Raw genomic sequence first — 19607 nt, 5'->3', positions numbered from 1 at the left:
GCCGATCGCCGGCGCCCGCGCGCCTGACCGCCGCCCGAACAGGTCTCGCCGCCGGCGCCCTCATCCCCCGAACAGGTCCTGCTGCCCGTTTCCCGTGCCGGCGGGGCGGGGCGGGGTGAGGCCGAGGTGGGTCCAGGCGGCGGGGGTGGCGACGCGGCCGCGCGGGGTGCGGGCGAGCAGGCCCTCCCGGACCAGGAAGGGTTCGGCGACCTCTTCCACGGTCTCGCGCTCCTCCCCCACCGCGACGGCGAGCGTGGACAGGCCGACCGGGCCGCCGCCGAACAGCTTGAGCAGGGCTTCGAGGACCGCGCGGTCGAGGCGGTCGAGGCCCCGGGCGTCCACCTCGTAGACGGCGAGGGCCGCCGAGGCGATCTCACGGGTGATGACGCCGTCGGCCTTGACCTGCGCGTAGTCGCGGACGCGGCGCAGCAGGCGGTTGGCGATGCGGGGCGTGCCCCGGGAGCGGCCGGAGATCTCGGCGGCGCCGTCGGTGTCGATCTCCACGTCGAGGAGGTTCGCCGAGCGGTGGACGACGCGCTGGAGTTCGGCCGGTTCGTAGAACTCCATGTGGGCGGTGAAGCCGAAGCGGTCGCGCAGCGGCGGGGGGAGCAGGCCCGCGCGTGTGGTGGCGCCGACGAGGGTGAAGGGGGGCAATTCCAGCGGGATGGCCGTGGCGCCGGGGCCCTTGCCGACGATGACGTCGACGCGGAAGTCCTCCATGGCCATGTAGAGCATCTCCTCGGCGGGCCGGGACATGCGGTGGATCTCGTCGAGGAAGAGGACCTCTCCTTCCTGGAGGGAGGAGAGGATCGCGGCGAGGTCGCCGGCGTGCTGGATGGCGGGGCCGCTGGTGATGCGGATGGGGGCGCCCATCTCGGCGGCGATGATCATGGAGAGGGTGGTCTTGCCGAGGCCGGGGGCGCCGGAGAGCAGGACGTGGTCGGCGGTCGCGCCGCGCGCGCGTGCGGCGCGCAGGACGAGGTCGAGCTGTTCGCGGACCTTCTCCTGGCCGATGAACTCGCCCAGGTCCTTGGGGCGCAGTGCGGCCTCGACGGCCTGGTCCTCACGGTCGGCGACAGATCCCACCAGCCGCTCGGAGGCGGAGGTGTCGGTCGTGTCGTCCCAGTTCATGTGGTGTGCCTCAGAGTGGTGGGGTCGGTCAGCGGGCGCGGTTGAGGGTCTGCAGGGCGGCCTTGAGCAGCTGGCCCACCTGGGGCGTGCCGCCCGCGGCCTCGGCCTGCGGTGCCACGGCGGTGACCGCCTCGTCGGCCTCCCGGGTGGCGTACCCGAGGCCGATGAGGGCCGCGTGGAGCTGGTCGCGCCAGCCCTGGGTGACGGGTGTGCCCACCGCGGGGGCGCCGGTCGGTTCGCCGAGGCGGTCCTTCAGCTCCAGCAGCAGCTTCTGGGCGCCTTTCTTGCCGATGCCGGGGACGGCGACGAGGGCCTTCTCGTCGGCGGTGGCGACGGCTCGGCGCAGCGCGTCCGGTGTGTGCACGGCCAGCATCGCCTGGGCGAGTCTCGGGCCGACGCCGCTGGCGGTCTGGAGCAGCTCGAAGACCTGGCGCTCGTCGTCGTCGGCGAAGCCGTACAGGGTGAGGGAGTCCTCGCGGACGACCAGGGAGGTGGCCAGTTTGGCCTGCTGGCCCATCCGCAGTCCCGACAGGGTGTTGGGGCTGCACTGGACGGCGATGCCGATGCCGCCCACCTCGACCACGGCGGAGTCGGGGGCGAGGGCGGCGACCGGTCCGCTCACGAAGGCGATCATCCCGTACGGCCTTTCAGTGTCGGTGCTTTGGCTGCGTGCAGGGCGACGGCCTGCTGGAGCCGGTTCTGCGCGGGGGCGCGCCAGATGTGGCAGATGGCGAGGGCGAGGGCGTCGGCGGCGTCGGCGGGCTTGGGCGGCGCGTCGAGCCGCAGCAGGCGCGTGACCATCGCGCCGACCTGGGCCTTGTCGGCGCGCCCGCTGCCGGTGACGGCGGCCTTGACCTCGCTGGGGGTGTGCAGGGCGACGGGGATGCCGCGGCGAGCGGCGCAGAGCATGGCGACGGCGCTGGCCTGGGCGGTGCCCATGACGGTCCGTACGTTGTGCTGGCTGAACACCCGCTCCACCGCCACGAATTCGGGCCGGTGCTCGTCCAGCCACTGCTCTATGCCCTGTTCGACGGCGACGAGGCGGTGTCCCAGCTCGGCGTCCGCGGGCGTCCGTACGACGCCGACGCCCAGCATGGTGAGCGGGCGCCCCGCGACCCCCTCGACGACGCCGACACCGCACCGGGTCAGCCCGGGGTCCACCCCCAGTACACGCACCGCGCCCCTCCCCTCTTTGCGGCTAAACCGCCGCCGCTCTCGCGGACCTGGCTGAGCACCGTCGGGGTTCCTCAATTGTTGATTGCGGCCCGTCGACGGTGATCTTTGCCTGTCGCCAGGCTAGTCGCTGCCACTGACAACAGCGGCGGGCCGGTGGGACGTGTCCCCCGGCCCGCCCTGAAGCGCTCCGCTCGCGGCAGCGTTACGCGTCGACCTTCTCCATGACCTCGTCGCTGACGTCGAAGTTGGCGAAGACGTTCTGGACGTCGTCGCTGTCCTCCAGCGCGTCGATCAGCTTGAAGATCTTCTTGGCGCCCTCCTCGTCCAGCTCGACCTGCATGGTCGGGACGAAGTTGGCGTCGGCGGAGTCGTAGTCGATGCCGGCGTCCTGGAGGGCGGTGCGGACCGCGACCAGGTCGGTGGCCTCGCTGAGGACCTCGAAGCTCTCACCGAGGTCGTTGACCTCTTCGGCGCCCGCGTCGAGCACGGCGGCCAGCACGTCGTCCTCGGACAGCTCGCCCTTGGGGACGATCACGACGCCCTTGCGGTTGAACAGGTACGACACGGAGCCCGGGTCGGCCATGGAGCCGCCGTTGCGGGTCATGGCGACGCGGACCTCGGAGGCGGCGCGGTTGCGGTTGTCGGTGAGGCACTCGATGAGCACCGCGACGCCGTTGGGGCCGTAACCCTCGTACATGATCGTCTCGTAGTCGGCGCCGCCGGCCTCGAGACCGCCGCCGCGCTTGATGGCGGAGTCGATGTTCTTGTTGGGGACCGACTGCTTCTTCGCCTTCTGGACGGCGTCGTAGAGCGTCGGGTTGCCCTCCAGGTCGACACCGCCCATGCGCGCCGCGACCTCGATGTTCTTGATGAGCTTCGCGAAGAGCTTGCCGCGCTTGGCGTCGATCACGGCCTTCTTGTGCTTCGTCGTGGCCCATTTAGAGTGGCCGGACATCTGCCTGTCTCCTTCGCGTAACCCATCCAGATACGAACGCCAGGAATCCTACAAGGACTCCGTGGCCCCGTTCGCGCGGACCATGTCGACGAACAGGGCGTGCACCCGGTGGTCGCCGGTGAGCTCCGGGTGGAACGACGTGGCGAGCGCGTTGCCCTGGCGGACGGCGACGATGTGGCCGTCGTGCTCGGCGAGCACCTCGGCGCCGGCGCCGACGGACTCGACCCACGGGGCGCGGATGAAGACGCCGTCGACCGGGTCGCCCGCGACGCCCTTGACGTCGACAGCGGCTTCGAACGACTCGTTCTGCCGCCCGAAGGCGTTGCGGCGCACGATCATGTCGATCCCGCCGACCGTCTCCTGGCCCGAGCGCGGGTCGAGGATCTTGTCGGCGAGCAGGATCATGCCGGCGCAGGTGCCGTAGACGGGCATGCCGTCGCGCACCCGCGCGCGCAGGGGTTCCATCACGCCGAACAGGACGGCCAGCTTGGAGATGGTGGTCGACTCGCCGCCGGGCAGGACGAGGCCGTCCACCTCGGCGAGTTCCTCGGGGCGCCGCACCGGCCTGGCCACGGCGTCGGCCGCGGCCAGGGCGACGAGGTGCTCCCGTACGTCGCCCTGGAGGGCAAGGACGCCGATGACAGGGGCTTCGTGGGACATGGGCCGACTACCAGCCGCGGTTGGCGTAGCGCTCGGTCTCGGGGAGGGTGTCGCAGTTGATGCCGACCATGGCCTCGCCGAGGTTGCGGGACGCGTCCGCGATGATCTTCGGGTCGTCGTAGAAGGTGGTCGCCTTGACGATGGCGGCGGCGCGCTTGGCCGGGTCGCCGGACTTGAAGATGCCGGAGCCGACGAAGACGCCCTCGGCGCCGAGCTGGCGCATCAGCGCGGCGTCGGCCGGGGTGGCGACACCGCCCGCGGAGAACAGCACGACGGGCAGCTTGCCCAGCTCGGCGACCTCCTTGACCAGCTCGTAGGGGGCGCGCAGCTCCTTGGCGGCGGCGTACAGCTCGTGGTTGTCGTAGCCGCGCAGGCGGGCGATCTCGTTCTTGATCTGGCGCAGGTGGCGGACCGCCTCGACGACGTTGCCGGTGCCGGCCTCGCCCTTGGAGCGGATCATCGCGGCGCCCTCGGCGATACGGCGCAGGGCCTCGCCCAGGTTGGTGGCGCCGCACACGAACGGGGTGGTGAACGCGAACTTGTCGGAGTGGTTGACCTCGTCGGCCGGGGTGAGGACCTCGGACTCGTCGATGTAGTCGACGCCGAGGGACTGCAGGACCTGGGCCTCCACGAAGTGGCCGATGCGCGACTTGGCCATGACCGGGATGGAGACGGCCTCGATGATGCCCTCGATCATGTCCGGGTCGGACATGCGGGCGACGCCGCCGTCCTTGCGGATGTCGGCGGGGACCCGCTCCAGCGCCATGACGGCGACGGCGCCCGCGTCCTCCGCGATCTTGGCCTGCTCCGGCGTGACGACGTCCATGATCACGCCGCCCTTGAGCTGCTCGGCCATGCCGCGCTTCACGCGCGCGGTGCCGGTCTCGGGAGCCTGGTTCTCGGTGCTGGACACGGGTTGACCTCACTGGGGTGGAAGAGGGTGTGGTGCAGCACCGAGGAAACGGCAGCCGACCAGTCCACAGCAAGGGCCAATGGGAAGGCGGTGGATTTTTTTCTCGCCCCGCGCCGTGGTCGGGCCCGGGTCGGATCAGCCGGCGCGGTCGGCGAGGGCCGCCGGGGGTTCGTCGTCCATCTCGAAGGCCATCGGGAAGGGGGCGTGGCCGGCCAGCCGGAACCAGCGCACCTTGCGGTGCTCGCGCAGCCTGCGGGCCGCGCCGACGGCGTCGTTGTGGAAGCGGCGGGCCATGGGGACCCTGCGGACGGCCTCGGTGAGCTCGCGGGCCGCCTCCTCTCCCCCGGGCGCCTCGCGCACGACCTCGACCTGCTGCGGCTCCGCGAAGACCGCGCGCAGCGCCTGGCTCAGTTCGCTCTCGGCGACCTCCCGCAGTTCCTCCTCGGCCTGCCGGGCGGCGTGCGCGGCCTCGTAGAGCACGATCGAGGCGGCCGGATCGAGCACCCCCGAGGTGGCCAGCTCCTGTGTCACGGAGGCGCGGCGCAGCAGTTGCGCGTCCAGTGCGGCGCGGGCGGCGTCGATGCGCGCGTGCAGCCGGTCCAGGCGTCCCGCGGTCCAGCTCAGGTACAGCCCGACGGCCAGGAGGGCGACGAGGATCCAGACGACGGTGGTGGTCACAGGTTCAGTCCCTCGCCAGGCCGAAGCGGGCCATCAGCCCGGGTGAGCCCTTGTCGTCCGTGGCCACCGCGGCCGCTCCCGCCGTCACCGTCTCGTACACCGACAGGATGTCCGCGCCGACCGTCGACCAGTCGAAGCGCCGTACGTGGGCGCTGCCCCGCGCGCGCAGTTCGGCGCGCCGCGCGGGGTCGCCCAGGAGCCGCACCGCGGCCTCGGCCAGCGCGTCGGCGTCCTCGTTGGCGAACAGTTCGCCCGCAGCCCCCTGGTCCAGGACCTGGGCGAACGCGTCGAGATCGGAGGCGAGGACCGGGGCCCCGGCCGACATGGCCTCGACCAGGATGATGCCGAAGCTCTCGCCGCCGGTGTTGGGGGCGATGTACAGGTCGACGCTGCGCAGGAAGCGGGCCTTGTCCTCGTCGCTGACCATGCCGAGGAACTCCACCCGCGCGCGCAGGTCCTTCGGGAGGCTCTCCACCGCTTCCTTCTCGTCGCCGCGTCCGGCGACCAGGAGCCGGGTGTCCGGCCGCTCGGCGAGGATCTTCGGCAGGGCGCGCATCAGCACCGGCAGGCCCTTGCGCGGCTCGTCGATGCGGCCGACGAAGCCGATGGTGCCGCCCTGCCACTCGGGTCTGGGCTCGGCCTCCGCGAAGAAGTCGACGTCGACGCCGTTGGGGATGACGACCGCGTCCCCGCCGAGGTGTTCGACGAGGGTGCGGCGGGCGTACTCGCTGACCGCGATCCGGGCGCTGATCTTCTCCAGGGCGGCCTGGAGGATGGAGTACGCGGCGATCATTGCGCGGGAGCGCGGGTTGGACGTGTGGAAGGTCGCCACGATGGGCCCCTGCGCGGCCCAGCAGGTCAGCAGGCCCAGTGAGGGCGAGGTCGGCTCATGGATGTGGATCACGTCGAAGGCGCCGTCGTGCAGCCATCTGCGGACGCGTGCGGCGCTCAGGAAGCCGAAGTTCAGCCGGGCCACCGAGCCGTTGTACGGCACCGGGACCGCGCGTCCGGCCGAGACGACGTACGGCGGCAGCGGGGTGTCGTCGTCGGCGGGGGCGAGGACGGAGACGTCGTGGCCGAGCCGGATGAAGTACTCGGCGAGGTCTCGGATGTGGAACTGCACTCCGCCCGGCACGTCCCAGGAGTACGGGCAGACGATGCCGATCCTCAAGGCCGCTCTCCGTCCGACGGACGCGGTTCCAGGTCCGCGAGCCAAAGCCGCTGCAGCATGTGCCAGTCCTCCGGGTGGTCGGCGATGCCCGAGGCGAAGGCGTCGGCCAGCGACTGTGTCATGAGGGACGTCCGCTCGGCCCGCGTTCCCGAGCCGGGTACGTCGATCGGGGGATGGACGCGGCCCTTCATGACGGGCGAGTCGTCGTACCAGAGCGTGACGGGGAGCAGGAGCGCGCCGGTCTGCTGGGCGAGCAGGGCCGGTCCCGCGGGCATGCGGGCCCTGTCGCCGAAGAAGTCGACCTCGACGCCGGACGCGGACAGGTCCCGGTCGGCGACCAGGCAGACCAGGCCGCCGTCGCGCAGTCGCCGGGCCAGGGTGCCGAAGGCGGCGCCGCCGCTGTGCGGCAGCACCTCCATGCCGAGGCCCTCGCGGTAGGCGACGAAGCGGTCGTAGAGCGTCTCGGGCTTGAGCCGCTCGGCGACGGTGGTGAACGGGGTCCGCAGCTTGGTGGTGACCCAGGCGCCGGCCAGGTCCCAGTTGGCCAGGTGAGGCAGGGCGAGGACGACGCCCCGGCCGGTCGCGAGCCCGTCGGTGAGGTGGTGGAGGTCCTTCGCCTCGAAGCCGGCCGCCACGCGCTCGGGACTCCAGGCAGGCAGCCGGAAGGACTCCATCCAGTACCGCAGGTAGGAGCGCATGCCGGCCCGCGACAGCTCGGCCAGGCGCTCGGGGGTCGCGTCGGGCACCACGCGCGCGTAGTTGCTCTCCAGCCGCCGCACGCCCTTGCCGCGCTGCTTCCAGGTGAGGTCGGCGACGGCACGGCCGAGGCGCGCCGCGACCGGCTCGGGGAGCTGCTTGACGGTGCTCCAGCCGAGGCCGTACAGCGCGTCGGCGACCTGGTCGCGGGGGTTCACTTGGCCGCCTCGTGCCCCTCGGCCTCCGGCCGGGCCGCCGGGGTCCCGCTCTCCTCGGCTCCCACCGGCCGGCTCTCTCCGGCCCCCGGCTCCGCTTCCGCGTTCGCCTCCGCCTTCGCTGCCTCCGCGGCCTCCGCCTCCGCTTCCGCCGACTCGCGGCGGACCGTGACGACCCGCTGGATCAGCGTGACCAGGCTGCCGACGGCGACGATCCACAGGGCGACGGGCAGCAGGTACTGGATGCCGGGGACGCCGAACTTGTGCAGGCCGGCGAGACCGGCCGCGACCAGGGAGACGACCAGCCGCTCGGCCCGCTCGACGAGCCCGTTGACGGCCACCGGAAGCCCGATCGACTCGCCGCGCGCCTTGGTGTACGACACCACCTGGCCGCTGGCCAGGCAGAAGATCGACACCGCGCACAGGGCGTTGTCGTCGCCCTGTCCGGCGTACCAGAGGGCGAAGCCGCCGAAGATCGCGCCGTCGGCGACCCGGTCGAGGGTGGAGTCCAGGAAGGCGCCCCAGCGGCTGGAGCGGCCGAGCTGGCGGGCCATGTTGCCGTCGACGAGGTCGGAGAAGACGAACAGCGTGATCACGATCGTGCCCCAGAAGAACTCGCCCCGGGGGTAGAAGACCAGCGCGCCCGCGATCACGCCGGCGGTGCCGACCAGCGTCACCGCGTCGGGAGTCACGCCCCGGCGGATGAGAAACGCGGCGAACGGTGTGAGGACACGCGTGAAGAATGCACGCGCGTACTTGTTCAGCATGGCCTTCCCGACGGTCGGTGTGGCCGCGCGGCCCTGATGGCCACCGGCTGGCCCATCGTAGCCACGCACGCGTGTACGCGACCGCCGGGCACCCGCCCGCGCGAGCCGGGGGCCCCGCTCTCCGCCGGGCCTCGCGGCCGGCTGCCGCGCCCCCTGCACGGCGGCCGGGCGGCGGCGTCGCGTCGTTCGTATGGACGCGCGGTGACGGGAGTGGAAAGCTCGAAGGACCGCGGGCGTCGCCGGAGCCGCCACCGCGCGCGGAGCCGCCGTGTCCGCGCCCCCGATGACCTCACCGTGCACGGGAGGCAAGAAATGGGCGACAAGGCGAAGGAACACCCCGGAGCCGCCGGCAGGGCTACGGCGGCCGACCACCCCGCGTCCGTACGGAACGTGGTGCTGGTCGGCCCCAGCGGATCGGGCAAGACGACCCTGGTGGAGGCTCTCGCGCTGACGGCGGGAGCGGTGAACCGGGCGGGCCGCGTGGAGGACGGCGGCACCGTCTCCGACTACGACGACATGGAGCACCGCCAGCAACGGTCGGTGCAACTCTCCCTGGTGCCGGTCGCCTGGGACGGCATCAAGGTCAACATCCTCGACACCCCCGGCTACGCCGACTTCGTCGGGGAGCTCAGGGCCGGTCTGCGCGCAGCGGACGCGGCCCTCTTCGTCGTCTCGGCCTCGGACGGCGTGGACGGCTCGACGCGGATGGTGTGGGAGGAGTGCGCGGCCGTCGGCATGCCCCGCGCGATCGTCGTCACGCACCTGGAGGCGGCCCGCGCCGACTTCGAGGAGATGACGCGGATCTGCGCGGAGACCTTCGGCGGCGACGACCCCGACGCCGTGCTCCCCCTCTACCTGCCGCTGCACGGACCGAAGGCGCCGGACGGGCACGCGCCCGTGACCGGCCTGATCGGGCTGCTGTCGCAGAAGCTGTTCGACTACTCCACCGGGGAGCGCGTGGAGTCCGAGCCCGGCGAGGACCAGCTCCCGCTGATCGAGGAGGCCCGCAACCGGCTGATCGAGGGCATCATCGCCGAGAGCGAGGACGAGACCCTCATGGACCGCTACCTCGGCGGCGAGAAGATCGACGTCAAGACGCTGATCGAGGACCTGGAGCGGGCCGTCGCGCGCGGGGCCTTCTTCCCGGTGCTGGCCGCCGCCCCCGCCGCCGAGGGCGCCCGCCAGGGCCTCGGCACGGTCGAGCTCCTCGAACTGGTCACCCGGGGCTTTCCGACTCCCCTGGAGCGCGAGGCGCCCCTCGTCACCACGCGCGGCGGCGAGCGTCGCGCGCTGGGCCCGTGCGACCCGGACGGGCCGCTGGTCGCGGAGGTCGTGAAGACCTCCTCCGACCCCTACGTCGGCCGTGTCTCCCTCGTCCGCGTCTTCTCCGGCACCCTGCGCCCCGACGAGACCGTGCACGTCTGCGGGCACGGCCTGTCCGACGACGGCCAGGAGGGCCGCCCCCTGCACGAAGCCGATGAACGCGTCGGCGCCCTCTCCGCGCCCTTCGGCAAGCAGCAGCGGGCGCTGACGCACTGCATCGCGGGCGACCTCGCGTGCGTGGCGAAGCTGAGCCGCGCGGAGACCGGCGACACCCTCTCGGCCAAGGACGACCCGCTGCTGATGGAGCCCTGGCAGATGCCCGACCCGCTGCTGCCGCTGGCCATCCGGGCGCACAGCAAGGCCGACGAGGACAAGCTCTCCCAGGGCCTGTCCCGGCTGGTCGCCGAGGACCCGACGATGCGGCTCGAACAGAACCAGGACACCCACCAGGTGGTCCTGTGGTGCCTGGGCGAGGCCCATGCGGACGTCGCGCTGGAACGCCTGCGCAGCCGCTACGGCGTGCAGGTCGACGTCGTCCCGCACCAGGTCTCCCTGCGGGAGACGTTCGCCGGGAAGTCCTCCGGGCGGGGCCGGCACGTCAAGCAGTCCGGCGGGCACGGGCAGTACGCCATCTGCGAGATCGAGGTGGAGCCGCTGCCGGGCGGCTCGGGCATCGAGTTCGTGGACAAGGTCGTCGGCGGGGCGGTGCCGCGCCAGTTCATCCCGTCCGTCGAGAAGGGCGTACGGGCGCAGGCCGCCAAGGGCGTCGCCGCGGGGCATCCGCTGATCGACGTCCGGGTGACCCTCCTCGACGGCAAGGCGCACTCGGTGGACTCCTCCGACGCCGCGTTCCAGACGGCCGGCGCGCTCGCGCTGCGGGAGGCCGCGGCCGACGCGAAGATCCATCTGCTGGAGCCGGTGGCCGAGGTGAGCGTGCTGGTCGGCGACGAGTTCGTGGGCCCGGTGATGAGCGATCTGTCCGGCCGGCGCGGCCGGGTACTCGGCACCGAGCAGACGAGCGGCGGCCGCACCCTGGTCCGGGCCGAGGTGCCCGAGATCGAGATCGGCCGGTACGCGGTCGACCTGCGGTCGCTGTCGCACGGCACGGCCCGCTTCCGCCGCTCCTACGCCCGGCACGAGCCGATGCCGGCCCAGGTCGCCGAGCGGCTGAGGAAGCAGACGCAGGACGCGTAGGGAACTTCCCCTTCCGTTTCGGCGGGCGGCTTCGGCCGTCCGCCGACGGCCGCCGGCGCCGGCGGATACGCTGATGACCTGATCAACAGGTGTGCGGAGCACGGAAGTCGGGAAGGCCGCAGAAGCGGGAACAGCGGCGATGGGGGCGGGAATGACCGTTGACAGCAGCTACGCGGACATCTTCGGGCCACAGGTGCCGCAGACGGGCGACGGAGGGCAGACGCCGACCTTCGCCCTGGCCTCGGCGGCCTACCGGGACGACCCCGTCGAAGCCATCAAGAACGCCGACAACGAATGGCACCAGTCGAAGGTCAACCCCGGCCGCAGCTGGGCCCGCATCTTCCGGCCCAACCTCGGCGAGGCGTTCTCCCAGGCGGTGATCGACCGCATGCTCGCAGTCGGCCGCGCACCGCTCATCCAGTCCTTCGGCGCCGAACCCCAGGTCGTGGTCGAGCACTGCCTCGCCGCCAACGGCATCCGCCGCCGCCGCGACCAGCAACTCACCGGCATCATGGCCGTGTTCGGCCTGCTCTTCCTGCCCGGCCTGCTCGTCTGGCTGCTGGTCTTCCAACTGCGCACCACCATGGAGAAGGCGGGCGGCCGACGCGTCTCCGGCCTCGCCACCGGCCTGCTCGTCGCCGTCGGCGCACTCGCCGTGATCTTCCTGCTCCGTATGCCGTTCACCGGCTTCTGGGGCTGGTACGCGCGCGGGGCGGTCGTCGCACCTGTCGTCGGCTGGTTCCTGGCCAAGCGCATCTGCGAACGCACCGCCGCGGACCTGCGCGACCGCTGGGCCGGCCTCCTCGCCGGCAGCAGCATCGGCGCCAAGGTCCCCGAAGCCGTGCCCACGAGCCCCAACCACACCGCCGCCGAGCAACTGCGCCAGTCCCTGGCCCGGCTCAGCGCCGAGCAGCAGTCCAACTCCGTGTTCTACGCGGGCCCCAAGGGCATACTCGGCATGGGAACCCGCTGGGGCGCCTGGCACCTCGCGGAGGAACTCGTCCCCACCGACCCCAACAAGGGCATCCACGAGTTCCGCAGCTGGACCGTCATCAGGGCCATCCACGACCAGCTCACCGTGCTCAACCGGCAGAGCCTGAAGACCGGCGGCTTCCCCCCGCCCTCGGTCCGGCACTGGATCGTCACCCCCGTCGGCGAGAAGGCCACGGCGGTGGCCCGGCCCGACGGCACGGACGTCGAGGCCTACCAGGTCAAGCCCAAAGCCATCGAGAAGATCTGCGACCAGCAGCAGTTCGGCGGCGGCGACCGCCACTACCTCGGCGTCCAATGGCCCCTGTGGGACGGCCAGTTGATCATCACCATGCTGATCACCGTGACCGTGCTCCACGAGACGCTGCGCATCGAGGTCACCGGCCACGCCCTCGGCCCCGTCAACGGCCTGTTCACCACCAAGCCCGAAGCCCCCAGCAAGGAAGTCGCCAAGACGGTCCGCTTCTGGGAGACCCGCACGGTCACCCTGCCGCTCGTCACCCCCGACGAAGTCGTACGTCTCGCCGCGCGCGCCACCATCAGCTGGTACCCGCCGCTGCTGAAGTGGCTCGGCGGCTCCATCGGCCTGCCCGAACCCTTCGGCCTGCGGCACGCCTGGGCCGACCAGCCCTGGCGGCACCGCTTCATGGCCGACGACGCCCTGCGCGCGGCCGCCCCGGTGCTGCGGGTGGTGCACACGGCCGCGCTCAAGGTGCTCAAGGAACACGACGTCGACATCGAGAAGTTCAGCACCCGCTCCTCGGTGCTGAGCGGCGCCGTCCAGGACGTCTCCCCCCGCAAGGCCGACACCTACGACGCGTGAACCCGCGACGGCGCGGCGAGGAGCGTCACGCCGTCGGCCAGGCCTCCGCGAGCATCTTGCGGGTGTCCGCCAGCAACTGCGGCAGCACGCGCGTGTGCCCGACCACCGGCATGAAGTTCGTGTCCCCGCCCCAGCGGGGCACGATGTGCTGGTGCAGATGGGCCGCGATGCCCGCGCCCGCCACCGCGCCCTGGTTCATGCCGATGTTGAAGCCCTGCGCGCCCGACGCGGTGCGCAGCGCCGTCATCGCCTGCTTCGTCAGCTCGCCCAGCTCCGCCGTCTCCGGCGCGGTCAGATCCGTGTAGTCGGCGACATGCCGGTAAGGCACCGTCATCAGGTGACCGCCGTTGTACGGGTACAGGTTCAGCACCGCGTACACATGCTCGCCGCGCCGCACGACCAGCCCGTCCTCGTCTGACTTCGCCGGAATCGAGCAGAAGGGACAGCCGTCGTCCGCCCCCGGACCGCTCGGCTTGTTCTCACCCTGGATGTACGCCATCCGGTGGGGCGTCCACAGGCGCTGGAACGCGTCCCGCGTCCCCACTCCGATCTGCTGCTCCGGCTCACTCGTCATGCAAGGCAGCATATGGCTTCGCCCGATCGCGGCGTGTCGCCGGGGCGGCGGGAGCCCGGTCACCGGCCAAGCTGGCCCGGTGGACGACGACAGCCTCGCGGCGCGCTGGGAGCAGCGCACCGAGATCCCGCTCTTCCTGGCCTCGCTGCTCTTCCTCGCGGCCTACGCCACCCGCGTCCTCGCCGTGGACCTGGCCCCCGGATGGCGGGACCTGTGCGGCTTCACCCTCATCGCCCTGTACGCGCTGTTCGCCGCGGACTACGCCGTGCGCTGGCGGCTCAGCGGGCAGGGGTTGCGCTTCGTCACCACGCATCTGCTGCACACGGTCGTGGTCCTCCTGCCGCTGCTGCGCCCGGTGCGGATCGTCCCGCTGTACGACGTGATCCAGCGCCGGCGCGGACAGCCCCGGCTGTCCCTGTACGCGCGCGTGATCGCCTACGCCGGGCTGTCCACCGTGCTGTTCGGCTTCGCCGGGGCGCTCGCGGTCTACCAGCAGGAACGCGGGGCTCCCGGGGCGACCATGCGGACCTTCGGGGACGCCGTGTGGTGGGCCGCGGCGACCCTGAGCACGGTCGGCTACGGCGACATCACGCCGGTGACCACGCTCGGCCGGACCATCGCGACGGCGATGATGGCCGGCGGACTGGCGCTCCTCGGCGCGGTCACGGGGTCGTTCTCGTCCTGGGTGATGCAGACCTTCACCCGCGAGGGCGACGAGCGAAGGCCCTCGGGAGACTGAGCTCCCGAGGGCCTTCGCCGGCGTGGCGGGGGATCAGACCTGCGTCCGCTCCTCGACGACCTTCGCGATCTTGGCGATGGCCTCGTCGAAGGCGATGCCGTTCTCCTGCGAGCCGTCGCGGTAGCGGAAGGAGACCGTGCCGGCGTTCATGTCGTCGTCGCCGACGATGACCATGAACGGCACCTTCTGCTTCTGCGCGGTCCGGATCTTCTTCTGCATGCGGTCCGAGGAGGAGTCGACGTCGACCCGCAGCCCCTTCTTCCTGGCCGCGGCGGCGAACTTCTCCAGGTACTCCACGTGCGCGTCGCCGACCGGGATGCCGATCGCCTGCACCGGCGCAAGCCAGGCGGGGAACGCGCCCGCGTAGTGCTCCAGGAGCACCGCGAAGAACCGCTCGATGGAGCCGAACAGCGCGCGGTGGATCATGACCGGCTGCTGCTTGGCGCCGTCCGCGCCGGTGTACTCCAGGTTGAAGCGCTCCGGCAGGTTGAAGTCGAGCTGGATGGTCGACATCTGCCAGGTCCGGCCGATGGCGTCGCGCGCCTGGACGGAGATCTTCGGGCCGTAGAACGCGGCGCCGCCCGGGTCCGGGACCAGCGGCAGCCCCTGCTTCTCGGCGACCTCGCGCAGCGTCTCGGTCGCCTCCTCCCAGGCCTCGTCGGAGCCGACGAACTTCTCCGGGTCCTTGGTGGACAGCTCCAGGTAGAAGTCCTCCAGGCCGTAGTCGCGCAGCAGCCCGAGGACGAAGGTGAGCGTCTTGTCGAGCTCGGCCGACATCTGCTCACGGGTGCAGTAGATGTGCGCGTCGTCCTGGGTGAAGCCACGCGCACGCGTGAGGCCGTGCACCACGCCGGACTTCTCGTACCGGTACACGGTCCCGAACTCGAACAGGCGCAGCGGCAGTTCACGGTAGGAACGCCCGCGCGCGTCGAAGATCAGGTTGTGCATCGGGCAGTTCATGGGCTTGAGGTAGTAGTCCACGCCCTCGTCGAGCTGCATGGGCGGGTACATGCCGTCGGCGTACCAGTCCAGGTGGCCCGAGGTCTCGAAGAGCTTCCCCTTCGTCGCGTGCGGGGTGTAGACGAACTCGTAGCCCTCCTCCTCGTGCCGGCGGCGCGAGTAGTCCTCCATCACACGGCGGACGATGCCGCCCTTGGGGTGGAAGACCGCGAGGCCGGAGCCGATCTGCTCCGGGACGGAGAACAGGTCGAGTTCGCTGCCCAGCTTGCGGTGGTCGCGCTTCTCGGCCTCGGCGAGGAAGTCCAGGTACGCCTTCAGCTCGTCCTTGGAGGGCCAGGCGGTGCCGTAGATGCGCTGGAGCATCGGGTTCTTCTCGCTGCCGCGCCAGTAGGCGGCCGCGTTGCGCATCAGCTTGAACGCCGGGATCAGCCGGGTCGAGGGCAGGTGGGGACCGCGGCAGAGGTCCTTCCAGCACAGCTCGCCGGTCTTGGCGTCGAGGTTGTCGTAGATGGTGAGCTCGCCGCCGCCGACCTCGACGTCCGCGCCGTCGTCGCTCGAAGCGGACCCCTTGAGGCCGATCAGCTCCAGCTTGTACGGCTCGTTCGCGAGCTCCTCACGGGCGGCCTCGTCGGTGACCACGCGGCGGGCGAACTTCTGGCCCCGCTTCTGGATCTCCTGCATCTTCTTCTCGACGGCCTTGAGGTCCTCGGGCGTGAACGGCTTCGCCACGTCGAAGTCGTAGTAGAAGCCGTCCTTGACGGGCGGGCCGATGCCCAGCTTGGCCTCGGGGAAGAGCTCCTGCACGGCCTGCGCCATGACGTGCGCGGTGGAGTGGCGCAGGATGTTCAGGCCGTCCTCGGAGGTGATCTCGACGCCCTCGACGGTGTCGCCGTCCCGCAGCTCGTGGGTGAGGTCCCTGAGCTCGCCGGCCACACGCGCGGCGACGATGGAGCGCTCGCCGGCGAAGAGGTCGGCGGCCGTGGTGCCCGTCGTCACCGTGCGCTCTTCCCGCTCGGAATCGCGTTGGATGATCACACGGACGTCTGACACCGGTCTCTCCTGACTGAAGGTGGACTGCGACGCCATACCGGGAGCGCGCGCATGAGACGGATCGTACCGAGCCGGGCCGCCCGATCGCGAAACGGATATCTCGGCGACCCCGCCCGGGGGACGGAACACCCCCGGGAATCCTCTCAGTCCCCGCCGCACGCCTCCTCGAAGAAGGCGGTGATCTCGGCGGTCTCCTGCAGGGACTTCATCAGCCGGTCCCGCTCCGCCTCGTCCACCTGGACGGGAACGACGTCCTGGGCGCCGGTGATCCTGCGGAAGCCGCCCCGGCTCTCCAGCCGGCCCTGCACCCGCACCGGCAGCCCGACGAGATGGGCCTGCCCGGCGATGCGGTAGTCCTCCTCGTCGAGGCTGAGGCGGACGTGCGGGATCTCCGCGCCGGCGAGGACCCGCAGCCGTACGCTGCCCTCGCCGCGCGGACCGGCCCTGCGCATCCGCACCACGGTGCCGGTGATCCGCACGGGCACGGAGGGTTCCTCGCGCAGGTAGCGGGCGCCGGCCTCGCGCAGGACGGGCAGGTCGCCGGGCGAGAACTCGATCGGCTCGGCGTCCGCGGCGCACCCCTCGGGGACGCCCGCCGCGGGCGCCCAGGCGACGGCGACGCGGGCGCCCTCGGTGCCCCGGACGAGAGCGATCAGCGCCTCGGTCAGCTCCCGGCTGGCGCCGGCCTCCACGGCGCCGTCGAAGGCGTCCATGCCGCCGGCGGCGCGCTGGTAGTCGATGGCCTCGCGCACGGCGTACAGGGCCTGGTGGAGGCGGACGGCGAGAGGGCGCCCCGTGGCCACCGGCACGAAGGCGGTCAGCCGGCGTCCCTCGGTGGCGGCGCCCACGAGGACGCTGTCCAGCGTGGCGGCGGCGGTGCGCCGGTGCCGTGCGCCGTAGTAGCCGGCACGCGCGTGCGTGGCGAGCGCGCCGGCGAGGAGGATCTGCCGGGCGGCGCCGCGCAGTTGCTCGTCGGCGGCCCAGGAGGCGGCCCCGGCGGTCCCCCCGGTACCGGCCGCCCCCGCTGTGCCGGCGGGTCCGGCCGGGGCGTCGCGCCACCAGCGGATCTCGTCGCTGGGGACGGCCAGGGCGACGAGAACCTCGCGGGCGGCGGGCGTCTGACTGCGGGCCAGCGCCTGGAGGGCCTCGCCGAGCAGGTCGTCGCTGTCGGGGAAGGCACGGCTCTCCGGTACGAGCAGGCTGGTGGCGGCGCCGCCCGGGCCGGGCGGGGTCCAGCGGCCGTAGCGTCCGGCGGCGCCGCCGCGCCGCTGCCAGCCGTGCCGGCGCAGCAGCACGCCGAGGACGGCGGGGTCGACGTCGGCGGGGTCGGGCGGACGGCTCCAGCCGGGCTCCGGGCGGCGGGCGCGGCCTGGTTCGGCGGGGTGCGGTCGTGCCGGCCGCGGTGCTTCTTCGATCGGACGGTGGGTCACGGTCTGCCTCCCGTCCCGACCCTGGTCATGATCTCGCACAGGGCCCGGTCGTCGAAGACGCGGGCGGTCGGTATCCGCACGGTGGTCCGGGTGCGGCCGGTGACCGGGTGGCCGGCCAGGTTGACCCAGTAGCAGCAGTGTCTGAGGTCGAGACGGTCGTGACCGGCCCGCAGCCAGTCGTCCCGGAGCCGGGGAACGAGCATCACGACGAGGATCTTGTGCACGGACACCGGGGTCCGGGCGAGCTTCCTGAGGTGGTCGTTGTCGAGCGTGAAGGAGAAGGTGCGGCCGGGCGGGTTCGGCGCGACCTGGTAGGTGGCTTTCAGCTGCACCTTGATGGTCACCTCGTCGTCGACGGTGTGCCCGGGGGCGCTGTGGCTGACGTGCCAGTCGATGCCGTTGTCGGGAAAGGGCTGGGAGAGCGAGCAGCCCGCGGCCGCTGCGACCGCGTGCAGATAGGCCACCTGCAGTGTCTCCATGCAGGCGGTGGTGGCGAGTGTGCCGCGCTGGGGGCCCGTGAGGTCGGGCAGCAGCCCGCCCCGTTCGGGCTGCGCTATCGCCATGGACAACAGCCTCTCGTGCACGGCGGATCCCGCTCGGGGATCCGGGTGAAAGTCCTTGTCGAGCCTCTGAACTGCAAAGACCCGTACCTCTGTTGTGTCCTACCGGCGTACGGCGCAAACAGCACGGGTATCACCCAAGCGGTAGAAGACGGACTGTCAGCTGCCGTTGGTGAACGAGGGGTTGAGTTGGTATGACGTGCTGGTACGAGGGCCCTCTGGCCGCCTTCGACACGGAGACGACGGGCGTCGACGTCGAGTCCGACCGGATCGTGTCGGCCGCGCTCGTCGTGCAGGACGCCCCCGGCGTCCGGCCGCGGGTGAGCCGCTGGCTGGTGAATCCGGGGGTGCCGGTGCCCGCCGAGGCGACGGCGGTGCACGGGCTGACGGAGGACCATCTGCACCGCAACGGCCGCTGGCCGGCGCCGGTGATGTACGAGATAGCCGAGCTGCTCGCCGAACAGGCGGCGGCGGGGCGGCCGTTGGTGGTGATGAACGCGCCGTTCGACCTGACGCTGCTCGACCGTGAGCTGCGCCGGCACCGGGCCTCTTCGCTGGGGCACTGGCTGGAGCCGGCGCCGCTCAGGGTGCTGGACCCGCGGGTCCTGGACAAGCATCTGGACCGCTACCGCAAGGGGCGCCGCACGCTGACCGACCTGTGCGCGCACTACGAGGTGGCGTTGGCCGACGCGCATGACGCGGCGGCGGACGCGACGGCCGCGCTGGAGCTCGTACGGGCGCTGGGCCGGCGGTTCGCGGCGCGGCTGGAGCGGCTGTCCCCGGCCGAGTTGCACGCGTTGCAGACGGCGTGGCACGCGGCGCAGGCGCGTGGGCTCCAGGCGTGGTTCGCGCGCAGCGGCTCCCCGGAGACCGTGGACACGTCGTGGCCGCTGCGCCCGGCGCTGCCCGCGGCGGCGTGAGCGTGAGACGGGCATGCGCCCGGCGGGTGGGACGGCATCGACGGGTGGGACGGCATGAAGAAGGCCGGCCCGCGTGTGCGGACCGGCCTTTCCCGGTGGGCGATACTGGGTTCGAACCAGTGACCTCTTCGGTGTGAACGAAGCGCTCTCCCACTGAGCTAATCGCCCGGGAACGCACTGAACAATACAGGTCCCCCGGGGTGTCCTTCAAACCGCTCGCAGGTACCCGTTCAGCCCGCGTCGTCCGGCGCTCATCATCAGCCGGTGGTTGGCGCGGAAGAGGGGCCGCCCCGGTACGGCGAACCTCCTGAGCATCGGCTTCGCCACGTCGACGACCTGGTCGTAGCGGGCGAGGGCGCCGGTGCCGCGCGGGGTGACCGTCCAGCGGGCCCAGCCGTCGAGGTCGCCGGTCATCGCGATCTCGAGGACCCCGGCAGCCGGGTCGCGGCGCGTCTCACGCGCGGTGAAGGTGATGTCGTACGGCAGGAAGGAGCGGACGCGGATGACTCCCGTGGTGTCGTCGATCCGGGTGACCTCGCGGACCTGGGGCCACCAGCGCGGGTAGTCCTCGGGGCGTTCCAGGGCGCCGTACACCGCTTCGGGGCGTGCGGTCAGGAACCAGAGGCTGCGGAAGCGGTAGTGGGTCCAGTCCATGGGGCGAGTGTGCCGTGCGCGGGCGCCG

Annotated in this window: 19 protein-coding genes and 1 tRNA gene; 4 read left to right on the top strand and 16 right to left on the bottom strand. The window is 72.0% G+C overall.

From position 1 onward, the window contains the following. Positions 1–60: 60 nt before the first annotated feature. The 10 genes from ruvB to pgsA form a co-directional block, all read right to left on the bottom strand. Positions 61–1131: a Holliday junction branch migration DNA helicase RuvB gene (ruvB, locus tag ACFYXA_RS32715; protein WP_130444479.1), complete on the bottom strand. Its 1071-nt coding sequence runs from the start codon at positions 1129–1131 to the stop codon at positions 61–63. 28 nt (positions 1132–1159) lie between these two features. Next, entirely contained in the window at positions 1160–1765 is a 606-nt protein-coding gene (gene ruvA, locus ACFYXA_RS32710) for a Holliday junction branch migration protein RuvA (RefSeq protein WP_352247998.1), read from the bottom strand. After that, positions 1762–2307: a crossover junction endodeoxyribonuclease RuvC gene (gene ruvC / locus ACFYXA_RS32705; RefSeq protein ID WP_351097271.1), complete on the bottom strand. Its 546-nt coding sequence runs from the start codon at positions 2305–2307 to the stop codon at positions 1762–1764. The genes ruvA and ruvC overlap by 4 nt, the downstream gene beginning before the upstream one ends. Before the next feature lie 202 nt (positions 2308–2509). Then, positions 2510–3262: a YebC/PmpR family DNA-binding transcriptional regulator gene (locus ACFYXA_RS32700; protein WP_352247996.1), complete on the bottom strand. Its 753-nt coding sequence runs from the start codon at positions 3260–3262 to the stop codon at positions 2510–2512. Between the two features lie 48 nt (positions 3263–3310). Beyond that, on the bottom strand, positions 3311–3922 hold the full coding sequence (gene pdxT, locus ACFYXA_RS32695; protein WP_389039754.1) for a pyridoxal 5'-phosphate synthase glutaminase subunit PdxT: 612 nt from the start codon (positions 3920–3922) through the stop codon (positions 3311–3313). Between the two features lie 7 nt (positions 3923–3929). Then, the gene (gene pdxS, locus ACFYXA_RS32690) at positions 3930–4835 is read right to left on the bottom strand and encodes a pyridoxal 5'-phosphate synthase lyase subunit PdxS (protein ID WP_352247992.1); all 906 of its coding nucleotides are present in this window, start codon (positions 4833–4835) and stop codon (positions 3930–3932) included. A 135-nt stretch (positions 4836–4970) separates the two neighbouring features. Next, entirely contained in the window at positions 4971–5513 is a 543-nt protein-coding gene (locus ACFYXA_RS32685; protein ID WP_352247989.1) for a hypothetical protein, read from the bottom strand. Between the two features lie 4 nt (positions 5514–5517). Then, the gene (locus tag ACFYXA_RS32680; protein ID WP_352247987.1) at positions 5518–6684 is read right to left on the bottom strand and encodes a glycosyltransferase family 4 protein; all 1167 of its coding nucleotides are present in this window, start codon (positions 6682–6684) and stop codon (positions 5518–5520) included. Further along, positions 6681–7598: a phosphatidylinositol mannoside acyltransferase gene (locus ACFYXA_RS32675; protein WP_389039747.1), complete on the bottom strand. Its 918-nt coding sequence runs from the start codon at positions 7596–7598 to the stop codon at positions 6681–6683. The genes ACFYXA_RS32680 and ACFYXA_RS32675 overlap by 4 nt, the downstream gene beginning before the upstream one ends. Beyond that, positions 7595–8362 carry a phosphatidylinositol phosphate synthase gene (pgsA, locus tag ACFYXA_RS32670; protein WP_352247983.1) on the bottom strand — a complete coding sequence of 256 codons (768 nt, stop codon included), beginning with the start codon at positions 8360–8362 and terminating at the stop codon, positions 7595–7597. The genes ACFYXA_RS32675 and pgsA overlap by 4 nt, the downstream gene beginning before the upstream one ends. Before the next feature lie 312 nt (positions 8363–8674). Here pgsA and ACFYXA_RS32665 point away from each other — a divergent pair, with 312 nt between their 5' ends. After that, positions 8675–10879, top strand: a complete 2205-nt coding sequence (locus tag ACFYXA_RS32665; protein WP_352247981.1) for an elongation factor G-like protein EF-G2 — start codon at positions 8675–8677, stop codon at positions 10877–10879. A gap of 151 nt (positions 10880–11030) precedes the next feature. Then, complete coding sequence (locus ACFYXA_RS32660; protein ID WP_352247979.1) at positions 11031–12692, top strand: hypothetical protein; 1662 nt, start codon at positions 11031–11033, stop codon at positions 12690–12692. Between the two features lie 25 nt (positions 12693–12717). Here the strand turns inward: ACFYXA_RS32660 and ACFYXA_RS32655 are convergent, their stop codons facing one another. Beyond that, positions 12718–13278 (bottom strand): HIT domain-containing protein, encoded by a 561-nt coding sequence (locus ACFYXA_RS32655; RefSeq protein ID WP_165430497.1) that lies wholly within the window; start codon positions 13276–13278, stop codon positions 12718–12720. 67 nt (positions 13279–13345) lie between these two features. Between ACFYXA_RS32655 and ACFYXA_RS32650 the strand changes: the two genes are divergently transcribed. Next, complete coding sequence (locus ACFYXA_RS32650) at positions 13346–14005, top strand: ion channel (RefSeq protein ID WP_352247977.1); 660 nt, start codon at positions 13346–13348, stop codon at positions 14003–14005. Between the two features lie 33 nt (positions 14006–14038). On the opposite strand, the gene thrS is transcribed toward ACFYXA_RS32650, so the two are convergent. The 3 genes from thrS to ACFYXA_RS32635 form a co-directional block, all read right to left on the bottom strand. Further along, positions 14039–16015: a threonine--tRNA ligase gene (gene thrS / locus ACFYXA_RS32645; RefSeq protein WP_389039740.1), complete on the bottom strand. Its 1977-nt coding sequence runs from the start codon at positions 16013–16015 to the stop codon at positions 14039–14041. Positions 16016–16158: 143 nt separating this feature from the next. Beyond that, the gene (locus ACFYXA_RS32640) at positions 16159–17445 is read right to left on the bottom strand and encodes a hypothetical protein (RefSeq protein ID WP_389039737.1); all 1287 of its coding nucleotides are present in this window, start codon (positions 17443–17445) and stop codon (positions 16159–16161) included. Further along, positions 17442–18008: a DUF4365 domain-containing protein gene (locus tag ACFYXA_RS32635; protein WP_352247971.1), complete on the bottom strand. Its 567-nt coding sequence runs from the start codon at positions 18006–18008 to the stop codon at positions 17442–17444. Before ACFYXA_RS32635 ends, ACFYXA_RS32640 begins: the two co-directional genes overlap by 4 nt. A gap of 191 nt (positions 18009–18199) precedes the next feature. Between ACFYXA_RS32635 and ACFYXA_RS32630 the strand changes: the two genes are divergently transcribed. Next, on the top strand, positions 18200–18925 hold the full coding sequence (locus ACFYXA_RS32630; protein WP_130444444.1) for an exonuclease domain-containing protein: 726 nt from the start codon (positions 18200–18202) through the stop codon (positions 18923–18925). 96 nt (positions 18926–19021) lie between these two features. Here the strand turns inward: ACFYXA_RS32630 and ACFYXA_RS32625 are convergent. Next, positions 19022–19093, bottom strand: a tRNA-Val gene (locus tag ACFYXA_RS32625). Between the two features lie 39 nt (positions 19094–19132). Further along, positions 19133–19579, bottom strand: coding sequence for an SRPBCC family protein (locus ACFYXA_RS32620; protein WP_389039732.1), 447 nt, complete (start codon positions 19577–19579; stop codon positions 19133–19135). Positions 19580–19607: the final 28 nt, after the last annotated feature.

Source organism: Streptomyces sp. NPDC002566, from assembly GCF_042889585.1.
In the GTDB taxonomy this organism is placed as follows: domain Bacteria; phylum Actinomycetota; class Actinomycetes; order Streptomycetales; family Streptomycetaceae; genus Streptomyces.
This window is presented reverse-complemented; position numbering and strand designations above follow the sequence as displayed.

Bases quoted from the DNA above. Each gene is read 5' to 3' on its own strand.
- ACFYXA_RS32665 (WP_352247981.1), top strand. From the start codon at position 8,675: ATGGGCGACAAGGCGAAGGAACACCCCGGAGCCGCCGGCAGGGCTACG.
- ACFYXA_RS32635 (WP_352247971.1), bottom strand. From the start codon at position 18,008: ATGGCGATAGCGCAGCCCGAACGGGGCGGGCTGCTGCCCGACCTCACG.
- ACFYXA_RS32620 (WP_389039732.1), bottom strand. From the start codon at position 19,579: ATGGACTGGACCCACTACCGCTTCCGCAGCCTCTGGTTCCTGACCGCA.
- ACFYXA_RS32660 (WP_352247979.1), top strand. From the start codon at position 11,031: ATGACCGTTGACAGCAGCTACGCGGACATCTTCGGGCCACAGGTGCCG.
- ACFYXA_RS32700 (WP_352247996.1), bottom strand. From the start codon at position 3,262: ATGTCCGGCCACTCTAAATGGGCCACGACGAAGCACAAGAAGGCCGTG.
- pgsA (WP_352247983.1), bottom strand. From the start codon at position 8,362: ATGCTGAACAAGTACGCGCGTGCATTCTTCACGCGTGTCCTCACACCG.
- pdxT (WP_389039754.1), bottom strand. From the start codon at position 3,922: ATGTCCCACGAAGCCCCTGTCATCGGCGTCCTTGCCCTCCAGGGCGAC.
- ACFYXA_RS32630 (WP_130444444.1), top strand. From the start codon at position 18,200: ATGACGTGCTGGTACGAGGGCCCTCTGGCCGCCTTCGACACGGAGACG.
- ACFYXA_RS32655 (WP_165430497.1), bottom strand. From the start codon at position 13,278: ATGCTGCCTTGCATGACGAGTGAGCCGGAGCAGCAGATCGGAGTGGGG.
- ruvB (WP_130444479.1), bottom strand. From the start codon at position 1,131: ATGAACTGGGACGACACGACCGACACCTCCGCCTCCGAGCGGCTGGTG.
- ruvA (WP_352247998.1), bottom strand. From the start codon at position 1,765: ATGATCGCCTTCGTGAGCGGACCGGTCGCCGCCCTCGCCCCCGACTCC.